General features: G+C 40.1%; 16 protein-coding genes and 1 tRNA gene. 12 read left to right on the top strand and 5 right to left on the bottom strand.

Features of this window, described 5'->3' with window-relative positions:
• The first annotated feature begins 232 nt into the window (after positions 1-232).
• The 8 genes from GPK58_RS12050 to GPK58_RS12015 all read left to right on the top strand — a co-directional run bounded on the left by GPK58_RS12050 (position 233) and on the right by GPK58_RS12015 (position 5811).
• A complete protein-coding gene (locus tag GPK58_RS12050; RefSeq protein WP_235812323.1) occupies positions 233-1396 on the top strand; it encodes a sn-glycerol-1-phosphate dehydrogenase in 1164 nt (387 codons plus the stop codon).
• 70 nt (positions 1397-1466) lie between these two features.
• A complete protein-coding gene (gene ispF / locus GPK58_RS12045; RefSeq protein ID WP_044961210.1) occupies positions 1467-1958 on the top strand; it encodes a 2-C-methyl-D-erythritol 2,4-cyclodiphosphate synthase in 492 nt (163 codons plus the stop codon).
• Position 1959: 1 nt separating this feature from the next.
• Positions 1960-3369: a cysteine--tRNA ligase gene (gene cysS / locus GPK58_RS12040; RefSeq protein WP_021650981.1), complete on the top strand. Its 1410-nt coding sequence runs from the start codon at positions 1960-1962 to the stop codon at positions 3367-3369.
• The gene (locus tag GPK58_RS12035; RefSeq protein ID WP_021650980.1) at positions 3354-3779 is read left to right on the top strand and encodes a Mini-ribonuclease 3; all 426 of its coding nucleotides are present in this window, start codon (positions 3354-3356) and stop codon (positions 3777-3779) included. Before cysS ends, GPK58_RS12035 begins: the two co-directional genes overlap by 16 nt.
• A gap of 10 nt (positions 3780-3789) precedes the next feature.
• Positions 3790-4515: a 23S rRNA (guanosine(2251)-2'-O)-methyltransferase RlmB gene (gene rlmB, locus GPK58_RS12030; RefSeq protein ID WP_227573913.1), complete on the top strand. Its 726-nt coding sequence runs from the start codon at positions 3790-3792 to the stop codon at positions 4513-4515.
• Positions 4516-4551: 36 nt separating this feature from the next.
• Positions 4552-5136, top strand: coding sequence for an RNA polymerase sporulation sigma factor SigH (gene sigH / locus GPK58_RS12025; RefSeq protein WP_059085172.1), 585 nt, complete (start codon positions 4552-4554; stop codon positions 5134-5136).
• An 84-nt stretch (positions 5137-5220) separates the two neighbouring features.
• Positions 5221-5574: a hypothetical protein gene (locus tag GPK58_RS12020; RefSeq protein WP_059085171.1), complete on the top strand. Its 354-nt coding sequence runs from the start codon at positions 5221-5223 to the stop codon at positions 5572-5574.
• A gap of 164 nt (positions 5575-5738) precedes the next feature.
• A tRNA-Thr gene (locus tag GPK58_RS12015) sits at positions 5739-5811 on the top strand.
• Positions 5812-6272: 461 nt separating this feature from the next.
• Here GPK58_RS12015 and GPK58_RS12010 read toward each other — a convergent pair.
• From GPK58_RS12010 to GPK58_RS12000, 3 genes are all read right to left on the bottom strand, one after another.
• A complete protein-coding gene (locus GPK58_RS12010) occupies positions 6273-6899 on the bottom strand; it encodes a hypothetical protein (protein ID WP_022426063.1) in 627 nt (208 codons plus the stop codon).
• Between the two features lie 14 nt (positions 6900-6913).
• Positions 6914-7216, bottom strand: a complete 303-nt coding sequence (locus tag GPK58_RS12005; RefSeq protein WP_252195808.1) for a BRO family protein — start codon at positions 7214-7216, stop codon at positions 6914-6916.
• A 299-nt stretch (positions 7217-7515) separates the two neighbouring features.
• The gene (locus GPK58_RS12000) at positions 7516-7779 is read right to left on the bottom strand and encodes a DUF6809 family protein (protein WP_215638704.1); all 264 of its coding nucleotides are present in this window, start codon (positions 7777-7779) and stop codon (positions 7516-7518) included.
• Between the two features lie 109 nt (positions 7780-7888).
• Between GPK58_RS12000 and GPK58_RS11995 the strand changes: the two genes are divergently transcribed.
• The 4 genes from GPK58_RS11995 to GPK58_RS11980 all read left to right on the top strand — a co-directional run bounded on the left by GPK58_RS11995 (position 7889) and on the right by GPK58_RS11980 (position 11099).
• On the top strand, positions 7889-8119 hold the full coding sequence (locus GPK58_RS11995) for a helix-turn-helix domain-containing protein (RefSeq protein WP_021650856.1): 231 nt from the start codon (positions 7889-7891) through the stop codon (positions 8117-8119).
• A gap of 749 nt (positions 8120-8868) precedes the next feature.
• Positions 8869-9084 carry a hypothetical protein gene (locus GPK58_RS11990; protein WP_215638703.1) on the top strand — a complete coding sequence of 72 codons (216 nt, stop codon included), beginning with the start codon at positions 8869-8871 and terminating at the stop codon, positions 9082-9084.
• Positions 9085-9121: 37 nt separating this feature from the next.
• Positions 9122-9946: a hypothetical protein gene (locus GPK58_RS11985; RefSeq protein ID WP_215638702.1), complete on the top strand. Its 825-nt coding sequence runs from the start codon at positions 9122-9124 to the stop codon at positions 9944-9946.
• A gap of 61 nt (positions 9947-10007) precedes the next feature.
• Entirely contained in the window at positions 10008-11099 is a 1092-nt protein-coding gene (locus tag GPK58_RS11980; RefSeq protein ID WP_215638701.1) for a hypothetical protein, read from the top strand.
• 887 nt (positions 11100-11986) lie between these two features.
• Here the strand turns inward: GPK58_RS11980 and GPK58_RS11975 are convergent.
• The gene (locus tag GPK58_RS11975) at positions 11987-12529 is read right to left on the bottom strand and encodes a Uma2 family endonuclease (RefSeq protein ID WP_015525854.1); all 543 of its coding nucleotides are present in this window, start codon (positions 12527-12529) and stop codon (positions 11987-11989) included.
• 65 nt (positions 12530-12594) lie between these two features.
• Positions 12595-13302 carry a recombinase family protein gene (locus GPK58_RS11970; RefSeq protein WP_021650850.1) on the bottom strand — a complete coding sequence of 236 codons (708 nt, stop codon included), beginning with the start codon at positions 13300-13302 and terminating at the stop codon, positions 12595-12597.
• Between the last annotated feature and the right edge of the window lie 220 nt (positions 13303-13522).

Here is a 13522-nt window from a genome sequence, read left to right as displayed (position 1 = left end):
AAACAAGTTGAACTCTATCATTGCGTAATAAAAAAAAATCCTGTATAATACCAAACTGTAATATTGTATCATTCAGCGGACAGAGAAATACGCTGTGAATCATTAAAAGAAGTCAGGAGGACATAAGTACATGCGAGTCGATGCGGACGATTTTGCCCGACCTTGCAGCTGCGGGAGGGAGCACCACATAGACGTTAGAGAAATTGTAATTGAATCAGGAGCTATCGGGAAATTGGAAAAGGAAATGTCAGACGGTGATCTGAAAGAATGTATTTCCCCGCTTCTGATCTGTGACACGAACAGTTACAAAGCTACAGAGGAACTGATGGAGGATATCTATGACCGGTGTCAGGTACTGATCCTGGATGCTGAAGGTCTTGAGGCAGATGAGCGTGCCGTGGAGATCGTGGAGAATTATATGGAAGAGGACATCGATCTTGTTCTTGCAGTTGGAGCGGGGACGATCCATGATCTCAGCCGTTTTGTCGCCCATCAGTACCGGATCCCTTTTGTCTCTGTGCCCACCGCAGCCAGTTCAGACGGATTTACTTCCACAGTAGCAGACATGACCTGGAATGGTGTAAAAAAAGTATTTCAGGCATCTGCGCCACTTTTTGTTTTTGCGGATACGGATATTTTTGCTAAGGCGCCTGCAAGGCTTACAGCAGCCGGGGTGTCAGATATTCTGGGAAAATACATTGCGCTGGCAGACTGGAAGATAGCAAGTATTCTTATGGATGAATACTATTGTACAGCGGTGGCAGACCTGGAAACAAAAGCGATCCGGACTGTTAAGGATAATCTGAAAGAAATTGCAGCAGGAGAGAAAGATGCATGTGAGAAGCTGATGTATGCGCTGATCCTTTCCGGACTGGCCATGCAGATGACAGGAAACTCCAGACCGGCATCCGGGGCGGAGCACCATATGGTCCACCTCTGGGATATGGAAGTGGTCAATGGCCACCTGGATGCTCTTCACGGGGAGAAGGTTTCTGCAGCAACCATGTTGGTCCTTCTGGAATATAAAAAGCTTGCAGATGCTATCCGAAGAGGAGCCTGCAGAGTGCATGCCTTTACAGACGGAGACAGAGAACTCCTGCAGGAGACCTTCGGCAGAAAAGGGATTCTTGGAGCACTTGAAAAAGAAAACACTCCGGAACTTCTGGACGATGTAAGCACAGAAACACTTTCCGGTGCACTTCCGGAAATCCTTAAGATCATAGATCTTCTTCCTGCAGTTACAGATATGCAGGAGATGATGAGTATCGTCGGCTGCGTGAGCAGAGTCCGGGATATCGGACTGCCGGGAAAAGCGATCGAGGAGAGTCTCAGACTTGCACCGTATACAAGAAGAAGGTTGAGCCTTCTGAGACTTCGGAAGATGCTCACATACTGAGCAGGAACAGCTCATAAAAGGTTCTTTTGACTTGACATAAATTTTAGGAAAGGCAGTGATGAACGGTTTGATGAGAGTAGGAATGGGATATGATGTACATAAACTGACAGAGGGCAGGAAACTGATCCTTGGTGGTGTTGATATTCCTTGGGAAAAAGGTCTTTTGGGCCATTCGGATGCAGATGTTCTGATCCATGCGATCATGGATGCACTTCTGGGAGCTGCGGCTCTTGGAGATATCGGAAAGCATTTTCCGGATACAGACCCTGCATATAAGGGAATCTCCAGTGTGAAACTTCTGGTGCATGTTGCCGGATTACTGAAGGAGAATGACTATGCGATCGGAAATATCGATGCCACCATCATCGCTCAGAAACCGAAGATGGCACCACATATTCCGACGATGAGAGAAAATATCGCAGAAGCACTTGGGATTAAAATATCACAGCTGAATATCAAGGCGACCACAGAGGAAGGCCTTGGATTTACAGGACAGGGAGAGGGAATCTCCTCACAGGCGATCTGCTCCCTGTACAGAATCGGGAAATTGGAGGAAGAGTAACATGAAGATTTTTAACACACTGACACGCAGAAAAGAGGAATTTGTACCTCTGGAAGAAGGAAAAGTAAAAATGTATGTCTGCGGACCTACGGTATACAATCTGATCCATATCGGAAATGCCCGCCCTATGATCATTTTTGATACAGTGCGCAGGTATATGGAATATAAAGGATATGAAGTAAATTATGTATCCAACTTTACCGATGTAGATGACAAGATCATCAAGAAGGCAATTGAAGAGGGCGTTTCCGCAGAGGAAATCTCTACCCGTTATATCAAAGAGTGCAAGAAGGATATGGCAGATATGAATGTAAAACCTGCTACAACTGCACCCCAGGCTACACAGGAGATCCAGGGCATGATCGACATGATCCAGACTCTTATTGATAAAGGATATGCATATCCGGCAGCTGACGGGACCGTTTATTTCCGTGTAAAGAAATTCAAAGAGTATGGCAAGCTTTCTCATAAGAATCTGGATGATCTCCAGTCAGGATTCCGTTCTCTTAAGGTATCCGGTGAGGATCAGAAGGAAGATCCGTTAGACTTCGTGCTTTGGAAACCAAAGAAAGAGGGCGAGCCGTCCTGGCCGTCACCGTGGTGCGACGGACGTCCTGGCTGGCATATTGAGTGCTCTGTTATGTCCAAGAAATATCTCGGAGAAGAGATTGATATCCATGCAGGCGGTGAGGATCTGATCTTCCCGCATCATGAGAATGAGATTGCACAGAGTGAGTGCTGCAATGGTAAGATTTTTGCAAGATACTGGATGCATAATGGTTTCCTGAACATCGACAACCGCAAGATGTCCAAATCTCTCGGAAATTTCCGTACCGTTCGTCAGATCGGTGAACAGTATGATCTTCAGGTTCTCCGTTTCTTTATGCTGAACGCACATTACAGAAGTCCGCTGAACTTCAGCGCAGATCTGATGGAGGCAGCAAAGAACTCTCTGGAGCGTATCCTTGAGGCGGCAGGCAAGCTCAGCGACCGTAAAGACAATGGGGCGGCAGAGAATATTACAGAGGAAGAGCTTGCGCTTCTCAAAGAGGCAGAAGGTTTTGTTACCAAATTTGAAGCTGCCATGGATGATGATTTTAATACTGCAGATGCACTTGCGGCAATTTTTGAGCTTGTAAAATTTGCCAACACAAACGTAGACGAGAACAGCTCAAGGGAGTTTGCCGGTGGTCTTTATGAGGAACTTTTTAAGCTCAGTGATGTGCTGGGACTGAAAATCGAGAAAAAAGAAGAGATTCTTGACAAAGAGATCGAGGATCTGATCCAGGAACGCCAGGCTGCAAGAAAGGCAAAGGATTTCAAGAGAGCAGATGAGATCCGAGATGAGCTCCTGAAAAAAGGTATCATCCTTAAAGATACAAGAGAAGGTGTGAAATGGCAGAGAGCTTAAAGAAACTGAAAGAGCTGTTTGATCTGAAAGACGCAGACCTTCGGACTTATTCGCCGCTGACGCTGGCCTATATCGGGGATGGTGTTTATGAGCTGGTGATCCGTACTATTCTTGTGAAAAAAGCGAATTGTCCGGTAAATCGTCTCCACAAAAAAGCCAGCAGCCTTGTAAAAGCATCTGCACAGTCGGGTATGATGGAGATCCTCGAACCACTTTTGACAGAAGAAGAAAAAAGTGTATATCGAAGAGGAAGGAATGCGCATTCCGCTACTATGGCCAAACATGCCACCATGGCGGATTACCGGCGTGCCACAGGGTTTGAGGCGCTGATGGGATATCTTTACCTGAAAGAGGATTTTTCAAGGATACTGGAACTGGTCCATGCAGGACTTGAGAAGGAGGAAATTTAAATTGACTGAAATGATAGAAGGAAGAAATGCGGTCCTTGAGGCATTTCGTTCCGGTAAATGTGTTGATAAACTGTTTATTCTGGATGGCTGTCAGGACGGACCGGTCCGCACCATCGCAAGAGAAGCCAGAAAACATGATACCATTGTAAAATTTGTTCCAAAGGAACGATTGGATTCCATGAGCGAGACAGGTGCACATCAGGGTGTGATCGCACAGGTTGCGGCTTATGATTATTCTACAGTGGAAGATATCCTGAAAAAAGCAGAAGATAAGGGAGAGCCTCCGTTTATCATTCTTCTTGATAATATTGAAGATCCTCATAATCTGGGAGCTATCATCCGTACCGCAAATCTCGCAGGTGCTCATGGTGTGATCATTCCCAAACACAGAGCAGTAGGACTGACTGCTACGGTTGCCAAGACGTCGGCAGGCGCACTGAATTATACACCGGTTGCCAAGGTTGCTAATCTGGGACAGACTATTGATGAACTGAAAGAAAAAGGCATCTGGTTCGTATGTGCAGATATGGACGGAGAGGTGATGTACCGTCAGAATCTGACAGGACCTATTGGCCTTGTGATCGGAAATGAGGGAAATGGTGTAAGCCGCCTTGTAAAAGAGAAATGTGATTTTACTACCGCGATCCCGATGAAGGGGGATATCGATTCCCTCAACGCTTCTGTAGCAGCAGGGGTGCTTGCTTTTGAGATCGTGAGACAGAGACTGTCAAAATAAATACATCAAATACAGCCATAGCTGTTCGGAGAAAAAATGTGCCGATATAATGAGATGACGGATGAAGCTCTTATCGAAAGACTTCGTGCAGGGGAATCTGCAATTGCAGATTATCTGATGGAAAAGTATAAAGGTCTGGTCAGAAAAAAGGCTCGTGCCATGTTTCTGATAGGTGGGGACACAGATGATCTGATACAGGAGGGGATGATCGGACTGTTTAAGGCAGTCCGTGATTACCAGCCAGACAGGGAGTCGTCTTTTCAGTCTTTTGCAAATATATGTATTGACAGACAGATATATACTGCAATTAAAAGTTCAAACCGCCAGAAACATCAGCCACTGAACACTTATGTGTCTTTAAGCGACGGAGAGGCGGAGGAAAACTTCAGAGATTCCTGTGTGGAGCATGATAATCCGGAATCGATCCTGATCGACCGGGAAAATGTGGCGGCTCTCGAAAATGAAATGAAAAAGAGCCTGAGCCCTCTGGAAAACAGGGTACTGCAGTTGTATCTGGATGGAAATGGATATATGGATATTGCCCAGATCCTTGGAAAAACACCGAAATCCATTGATAATGCACTGCAGAGGATCCGTGGGAAAATTAAAAGCTATTTTTGAGAAGAGTAAATACCTCTTTCCTTTTGAATATAAAAGTATTAAAATAATATTCATAAGGAGCAGAATAAGAAAGGAGACCAAATTATGGCGAAGATCAATAAATATTGGGGACTTGTTGCAGTAGGAGCGCTTACCGCTGCCGCAGCAGGAGCTATCGCAGCACTTGTATCCAGACGATCCGTATGCGAAGAAGACTTTGAGGATGATTTCGAAGATCTTGATGATTTCAAGGATGACGAGAAGAAGGAAGAAAAAGAAGAGAAAGAAGTCTTCCAGGACTGGGACAAGACTGCATCTGAGACTGTAGAAGTTTCCAAAGAGGCAGAGGATGCTGAAGAGGCACCAACAGAAGCAGAAGAGGAAACACCTGCAGATGATGAATCGGAGGCCGAAGCGGAAGAAGAGACAGAAGCAGAAGAGACAAAGACAGAAGAGTAAAAAGAGAATCCTGCGTGCTGTGTCTGTGAGCGACAGCACACAGGATTTTTTGTGCTATAATCATGAAAATATGAATTTTTAAAAAAATAAAAATAATGTATTGACAATATGACAATCATCTGATAATATAAACAACTGTGAGCGGCACAAACGTCGCGAAACAAGCTGCTGTGGCTCAGTCGGTAGAGCGTCGCCTTGGTAAGGCGGAGGTCACGGGTTCGATTCCCGTCAGCAGCTTTTTTTGTGTCTAAAAACTAAAGGGTTTTTGAAGATTGGTAAGGCGAAAGGTAATCAAAAAGGTAATCAGAACAAAAGTTCGTGAAAAACAAAATTAAAACGAGATTGAAACCAAAATAAAAACAGGAGGAAATCTTGCACATATGACAAATAATAGAATAGTAAAAAGAGATGAAAGAGACGAATTTCAAGGCTCATGATAAGTCGAGACTGTAGCGTACAGTTTACGGACAAGTCATGAGCCTTTTTTTACTTTTTATTTTGAAAGCATCTATTATTCACATCTTTCCCCGGACTTACATATATAGCTGGTCTGTGAGTGCGTATTTGATCTGTAAAGAGATTGAAAACATTAAGACGAGAGTTTGTCCATCTGACGAGTGAAAATGGCTTACAGGACGAATTAGAAGGCCAAAAAAGAAGCAGATCCCAAATTTAGGAATCTGCCCCTCTGTGAAAGACTAAAGAGAGTTCTTTTTATTTACAGTTTGTTTGATATTGGTAATAATGAAGCCGTTTTTGTTATTGGCTTTTTTTAAATATATTTTGTATGTTCCCATATACCCATAGTTTTTCTTGGTCATCCAATTATAAAAGTAAAGATTATATGTTACTTCGTATGTCTTGGAACCTGTTTTCATGATCTTTTTTACGACACCATTTGGAGAATCTTCGCCCCAGTTACCGCCAGTATAAACAATCTTACCATTCTTATTACAAAGCAAGTAAGAAGGATTTCTAGGGATACCATATTTTGTAAATTTCGTAAATTTTACGGTAGAAGTATTGAAGTAAAGCTTCAGTTGTGGCTGAATTTTTTTCTTTACGTAAGAAATATTTTTCTCCCACAAATTGTAATTTTTCATAGTTACCATGGTTGTTCTGGCGTAATCATCGAATTTGAAATATTGCCTTCTACCACAACAGTAAGCAAAATAACTGTCAAATCCTTCTAACATCTTAGTAACCGATTTGCGGTATGTTTTTGTTACGTCTTTTCTGGTGGCTGCTGATGCTGAGATCGGGAGTGAGAAGATCATGATAACAGACAAAAGAATGATAAGTGATTTTTTGAGCTTCTTTTTCATAGATGTTTCCTCCTTCAATGATTCTTGATATCATAAGAATACTGCAAATGATGAAGGAGAACAAGGTAAAAATAATTTTCTAAGTATCCACCATGTTTTCTAATACACGGCAATACCTCAGATGTCACCCAGCGTTTGAAACGTTTTGCAGATTCAAGTTTACTGCTGAGGATAAGAGAGTAGAGACCGGATTCGTTAATAATGGTCATTTTCTGGATTCCTGTAGAGCACCCACCCTGAAACGGGGTGAGTGTTTTATCCTCTTTATCAACATGTCTCGCAATAGCATTTTCAGTTTTCGCATATCCTAACGCCATTGCTACATCTTTCCCTACGAACCATGGCTCTCCATCAATCTCAATGCAGCGCAGATTTCCAAATTCTGGATGATTGAAGGTCTCACACTGAGAAGCGGAAGAAGAAGGGGTTGTGGCTGGTGTAATCGTGGTAAATTCATAAAACCATTACCCTGATTCAGGGGACAGGTTAGAAATTAAAAGTCGTGTTTCCCGACCTTTGAAATTGCAACGTAGGAATAGGTGTTGTTATTTTAACAATACTTATTGATCTGCACCGTCGATTTGACGGGTCAGCTTTTTCATATATTATAGCATACTTACACATCTTTTCTGAACACTTCACACATCATTTTCACTCCAAGACAGAAGCCATTTCTGAAATTCTGCTCCAACTCGTCTGCCAGAAGATTAAGGTTCTCATCCATGACCTGATCCAGAGCGGCCGCCTGATCTTCTGTGAGTTGTTCTTTAAGAACATGATAACCATGTAAAGCCTGATCCTTATGTATACGGTACTTGTTCAGGGCGTCCAGTGTGGCTGCACTTACATGTGAGTTGTAAATCTGATCTATGATATCCATAATGCTATATTCCTCTCTAATACGATTGTTTCTATCTAGTGACAATAATATCATGTTTTCCAGATATACTCAATACAAAAGTTACTAATTAGTCACAGGAGTATATCTTATGCAGTGGATTTTACAGGACGTTCCAATAGGTAGAAATATCCAGAACATACGGATGAAAAAGAACATGACACAGGCTGAAGTCGTAGGTCAGTTACAGTTGATGGGAAGCAGTATGTCCAGAAGTACACTTGCTAATATTGAATCGGGCAGAAGAAACATAAAAGCCAGTGATCTTAAAGCATTGCAGAAATTATTTGCTGTAGACTATGAGGAATTTTTTGAAGATTAAAAAATATATATTGAAATAATATAAAAATTGTGATATTATACAGAAGAATTAAAAGTCAATTCCGACAGTAGGAAGGCAAAGATGAAAGTATTTGCAAACAAGGACTGACGAAACTTGTTAATATATTCGTTACAGGGGCTGATATTCCTGTGTTGTTCTTGTATAATGATAATGTTATACGGGGTAATGGTCTTTACCAGTGTACAAAGGTTTTTTAACCGATGTGACAACGCTATGAATGATATATCAAACTGATTGCATATTTAGCCGAAATTTGATGTGAGAGGGGATTTATATTTTTCTAAATAGACGGCCTGTACTTTAGGTGATATCATAAATAATGATACACTACAACTGAATAGCGAACATAGTAGCCATGCCAAAATGGTAAGGGTGGTGAACATTCGTGTTTATTTTTTAAGCACTTTTAATGTCTTAGAAAATAATTAGTAAATGTATATTCCTTCTTTGCGCTCGTTGAGAAGGTAGTGTATATGCTATGTGGGATATGCCACGTTGAGGATTGTTAGGCTAAGTAATAGTGAAAAGTAGTTTTGCAGTATGACAACCTGTCAATAGTTTTATACCGCTGATTAGGGATAGTATGTAATTTTATATTTCTAAATAGAAGATATGGTACACAAAGTAGTGTATCATCTTTTTTTACACAAAAATAAATTCAGAATATTCTTGAAATGATAAAATAAAACTGAAAATAATGTTAGAATGTAATCATGGAGGCGGAGATTATGGCATGTAATAAAAGAAAACCAATGATGATGTCATTATTTGTATGCCCGGAATGTGGACTAGAGATGTTTCTTCCCGGAATACATGGATCTCAAAGAGAAAAAGGGCACATTAAGGATATATATTGTTTTAAATGCAAAGATGTTAAAAAGTTTAAAGAATATAAATACAAAGAAAGTTACCGAAACTTAGATGGAGATATAATTGGGGCTTAGTTTATTGATGGTTGTAAAAAAAAGGAGGTAAACACTTATGATTATGAGTTTTAAAGATGCACAGAATTATAAGGAGTATGCAGATTCTACGGACGACCTGATTAAAAAATGTGAGGATATTGTTAACAATCTTACTCCGGAAGAGGCAAATGCAAAATGTAACTGTATTATTCAGTTCGGTGATCGTATAATAACAAATAAAGAACATTACGAAGACTATGTGCGATATGTAAAAGATGCTGTAAAAGGAGCAAAACGCCAAACGGAAAGTATGAAAAATTATTATGAACGTTACAGCGTCCCTAAAGCTTATATAGAACTTGAAGAGATGAAGTATATTTATAATCAAATTTGTACTAAATCAGGAACTCCTCCACAGATGGAACAGCTAATAAGAAACACATATGAGGAGTTTAAATATAGGAATAGTCCTAGTTTGCGAAGGAAGAGAGAAGAGGAAGAACGCAGAATAAAGCAGATGCAAGAGGATGTTAAGAAATATACCAGCCCGGACGAACCAACGGTTGGTTATGCTGAATTAATGAGACGCAAGGCAGCTGCAAATCCTCCAAAGACTTCTTTATCTCAGGATGAGATTAGACGTTTTGACATGATGAGTGAAGAATGGCTGGTGAAATGGTGTCATTTCTCATATAACTGGTATTGGGTTGTACCATGTCTGCTATTATGTATTGTGGCCAACGGAGGACTGATTGCTGCAATCGGATTGATTGTGTTTATGATATGTGGCGAGATATACTCTATGAGAGTACAGGAATACTGTGGCGTGATCTTGCCATGGTACCAGAACTCTGGAAAAACATTGGAGAAGAGGATCATTAACAAGTATATCAAGAAGTGAAAGGAGAATGGAGCAATCGCTTTATAAAGAGAATAAACAGTTTGCATGGGAGTAAGAAAAAATGGATAGTTATGTGAAGCAGTATAAATCGAGAAAACAAACTATAATTAATGGAGAAGTTGTTGATATTGAGTTTATTAGAAAATATTATAAAAAATTATCAGATTATGATAAGCAATTATTGTTGATGTATTGTAATAGAGTTGTTAATAAAAAATGGAAGAAAAAAACAAAAAAATATTTTTCGCCGTTATTTGAAGAAATACAAAAAAAATATTCATTGACATATACTGAAACGGCTCAATTCTTGAATTTATGTATACAGTATAGCTTTTATCCATATCCGTTTTATACTAATAATTTCAAAAAAAATGAGCCACAAAAAAAACATAATTCAAATCAAATTATAAAAAATAAAAAAAATTCTTCTGGAAAACAAATGCGAGATCCTGACAAAGAAGAAATTGAACGTAAGATGAAACTATATAAAACCAAACCAGCGCAGTATTCAGTAAGCACAACAGAGCCACCATCTTCAAAAGTACCAATGCCAAGAATGCCAAAACTTGAATATGATGAAGTACCTGATTTTTTGCAAAATGTGACGTGGCAAAAATCAGATGTAATAGTAAGGGATGTTTGGGTTTTTCATGGATTTTTGTATTGTTCAAATCAAAAGCATGATTTATCTTTTTATAATGTAAAAATATATGATATAAGAAATGAGTACCGTACATGTACAGCAAATGTTATTTATTGTAATGTTTGTAATAAATTTTTTATTGATAGTACACAATATAAAAAAATAAGAAAAAATAATATTTTGCCGAATATGCGGATTCATTCTGAAGATATAGGTTATGGTAGCTTTAAACAGGAATCTGAATTAGCATTATACGGATATAATGCTAGAAGAGATACATCTAAAAGCACTAGACAGCGAATTTTATATGAAGTTATTGAAAATAAATTAATGAATCCATCCTCAGTAATCTCTCATTTGGAAGGATTAATAAGTCTTGCTGAATATAATGAGCGAAAACAAGATGTAATTAAGAGATACGAGGAAGATATTATGTTTATTCATAATTCTTTTGATGAAGAAAAATGGTGGGAAGAACATCCGTTAAAAATAGAAGCCAATATCAGATGAAAGTAGTGAATATTCCCCAATTCTCCCAGTACTCACACCACTAATTCCGATTATCACCTTTAAAATCCCTATCATGTAATCTATCGGAAGATCCGTTGAAACACTCTGTTTATTCGCCCTGAGTGATGCAAAATTCTGTCACAGGAATTGAACAGAATTGGACCAAAAATCACTGGAAAAAGCAAACGGCAGCAGGTTGGATTAAGCTTGAGTTATCGTGCAGCCGTTGTTGCTCCGGTGAGGGCGATTCAGAGAGGATGAAAAGAAGGTCGGATCTGTAGAAAGCGCAGGGAAGATCTAGGAGAAATAGATGTACTGAGTGTGAGAGGGAGCTGCGGTAGAGCCGGGACCGAGTTGTGAGCAGATAAGGGACGGCTGTGGTGGTGAGATGCTGGATCGGGTAGGACGGTTGGGATAAAATCTGAGGACTGGAAGATAGAAGAATCCGAGATGAATATTGTTAAATCGGGGCCGAGTTGGATCTGGCAGGTGAGCGGAATGAGATGTGCCTGGTTGGTGATGGATTGACGAGATTGATAAACTCTTAACATGTGAGCGAATGTTCATATGTATGCATCCACAGAATATGAGTACGATAACCAATATTTTGAGTTACCATTTGAGCAGAAGATTACAGTATTATTTCTCACTGTAAGTAATTCCTGCTGCCAGATACAAGCTTTTTCAGACTGGATCACATTATCCTTCTACGATCAGGACGGATCAGAATGATCCAGCGTTATTCCATATGCAGTCTGTAGCAATTTAGAATTTCAACAGAGACACAATAAAAAAGTTGGCGATTCCCTATTTAGAGCAAGGGTTTACGCCAACTTTTATTTTTCAGAAAAGCTTCAATTTTTGAGCATGGTCAGCGCATGACTATGTTAAAAACTTAACACATTAAAATCAATCAGCAGATCATTATAGATTCCAGCCTTAACAGAATCCGTAAAGGAATACTCGTCCATTGTTGATTGTTCAAAATTGTATACAATAATTCTGCTCTTGTCAGGATCAACAATCCAATATTCTTTTACACCTGCCGTTCTGTACTTAAAGAGCTTGGTATAATAATCCATCCGTTTACTTGCAGGAGAAACGATCTCTATAATCCAGTCAGGAGCACCATTGCAGCCCTTATCATTCAGCTTGTTTGGATCACAGATAACAGAGATATCCGGTTCAACATATGTGTTCGTGGATTCATCCAGATAAACTGCAAACGGGGCAGCATAAACTTGGCACTGTCCCTGATGATCTTCAATGTAACGATCAATAATACTGGTGAGCCTTGTTGAAATCCGTTGATGCTTGCGACTAGGCGGAGCCATGTAATAAATCTGTCCGTCAATCAGTTCGGCACGTTCTCCCTCTGGAAGTGCATATATATCTTCTATAGTATAAGTATTTTCTTTGAGTAATGGCATATTTCACACTCCCTTCTTAATAAGTCATGTCCCTGTTCTCATTATAACGGATTGCAGCAAAACATTCAACGCTGATTCGTTTGCTCTATCATCTCAGAGAGCAGTTCCTTCTTATATTTATAGAATGTCTTTCTGGTAATCCCGGCCTGAGTAATGGTTTCCAGATCGTTGAGTGATCCGCCGAACGTTTTGTTATGCTTCAGGATGATTTCTTTTGCTGCTATAGATTTCTTCGTTACAAGCTTTGAACCGGAAGCCTGTCCGATCTGTTTACCGGAAAGCCTTGCGGTCTGCATTCCTTCTTTAGTACGTTGCCTGAGATCCTGAACCTCTTTTTCTGACTGTTCAAAAGCAAGTCGGATCTGTTCCTTGGCAAGCAGGAGCAAATATTTATTGATCCCTTCCAGAATACAGTCAATGTCGGTCCCTGTAGTTGGGATGCCACCTTGCAGCGCACTTTTATAGGTTTCTGTGTTTATGTGTGGTTCCTTCAGGAATACAAGATTAATTCCTTTGCTGAAAAGATCCTCATACATGGTAAAACCTTCTTCTGCATCACGGGACATTCTGGAAACCGAATCAAAGATAATGGTATCACCTGCGTTGAGCTTTTTCAGGAGCTTTTCAAATTCTCTTCGTCCCTGAAATTTCGTTCCGGTAAAAACTTCTCGGATGATCTCAGACTGTGGATATGCAGCAAGGATATTCCTGATCTGCCTTTCAATGCTTTGCTGTGGTGTGCTGATTCTTGCGTAACCAAAATATCTGTTCATGATGTTCCCTTCCTGTAGTAAATTTAAGGCTCCCTTAAAATGACACTGTAATAAGACTGCCTTGGAGCCTGAAATGGTAATGGTTTTACTACTTTTTGCATACTACCTTACTTTTACCACTAATTTGTCAGCAGATGTTTACGGAATTTCTGCCATGCACGGTTATAAACCTGTCGAGCTGTTTCTGTTGGCTTCGCTTCCTGTTCGGCCTGAGAAATGA

This window comes from Blautia sp. MCC270 (assembly GCF_018785605.1).
GTDB lineage: Bacteria > Bacillota > Clostridia > Lachnospirales > Lachnospiraceae > Blautia_A > Blautia_A fusiformis.
Note: the sequence above shows the minus strand (reverse complement) of the source record. Positions and strands in the feature narration are given on the sequence as shown.

Coding starts and splice junctions, on each gene's coding strand:
- ispF (WP_044961210.1), top strand. CDS start 1,467: ATGAGAGTAGGAATGGGATATGATGTACATAAACTGACAGAGGGCAGG.
- cysS (WP_021650981.1), top strand. CDS start 1,960: ATGAAGATTTTTAACACACTGACACGCAGAAAAGAGGAATTTGTACCT.
- GPK58_RS12035 (WP_021650980.1), top strand. CDS start 3,354: ATGGCAGAGAGCTTAAAGAAACTGAAAGAGCTGTTTGATCTGAAAGAC.
- rlmB (WP_227573913.1), top strand. CDS start 3,790: ATGATAGAAGGAAGAAATGCGGTCCTTGAGGCATTTCGTTCCGGTAAA.
- sigH (WP_059085172.1), top strand. CDS start 4,552: ATGTGCCGATATAATGAGATGACGGATGAAGCTCTTATCGAAAGACTT.
- GPK58_RS12020 (WP_059085171.1), top strand. CDS start 5,221: ATGGCGAAGATCAATAAATATTGGGGACTTGTTGCAGTAGGAGCGCTT.
- GPK58_RS12010 (WP_022426063.1), bottom strand. CDS start 6,899: ATGAAAAAGAAGCTCAAAAAATCACTTATCATTCTTTTGTCTGTTATC.
- GPK58_RS12005 (WP_252195808.1), bottom strand. CDS start 7,216: ATGGCGTTAGGATATGCGAAAACTGAAAATGCTATTGCGAGACATGTT.
- GPK58_RS12000 (WP_215638704.1), bottom strand. CDS start 7,779: ATGGATATCATAGATCAGATTTACAACTCACATGTAAGTGCAGCCACA.
- GPK58_RS11995 (WP_021650856.1), top strand. CDS start 7,889: ATGCAGTGGATTTTACAGGACGTTCCAATAGGTAGAAATATCCAGAAC.
- GPK58_RS11990 (WP_215638703.1), top strand. CDS start 8,869: ATGGCATGTAATAAAAGAAAACCAATGATGATGTCATTATTTGTATGC.
- GPK58_RS11985 (WP_215638702.1), top strand. CDS start 9,122: ATGATTATGAGTTTTAAAGATGCACAGAATTATAAGGAGTATGCAGAT.
- GPK58_RS11980 (WP_215638701.1), top strand. CDS start 10,008: ATGGATAGTTATGTGAAGCAGTATAAATCGAGAAAACAAACTATAATT.
- GPK58_RS11975 (WP_015525854.1), bottom strand. CDS start 12,529: ATGCCATTACTCAAAGAAAATACTTATACTATAGAAGATATATATGCA.
- GPK58_RS11970 (WP_021650850.1), bottom strand. CDS start 13,302: ATGAACAGATATTTTGGTTACGCAAGAATCAGCACACCACAGCAAAGC.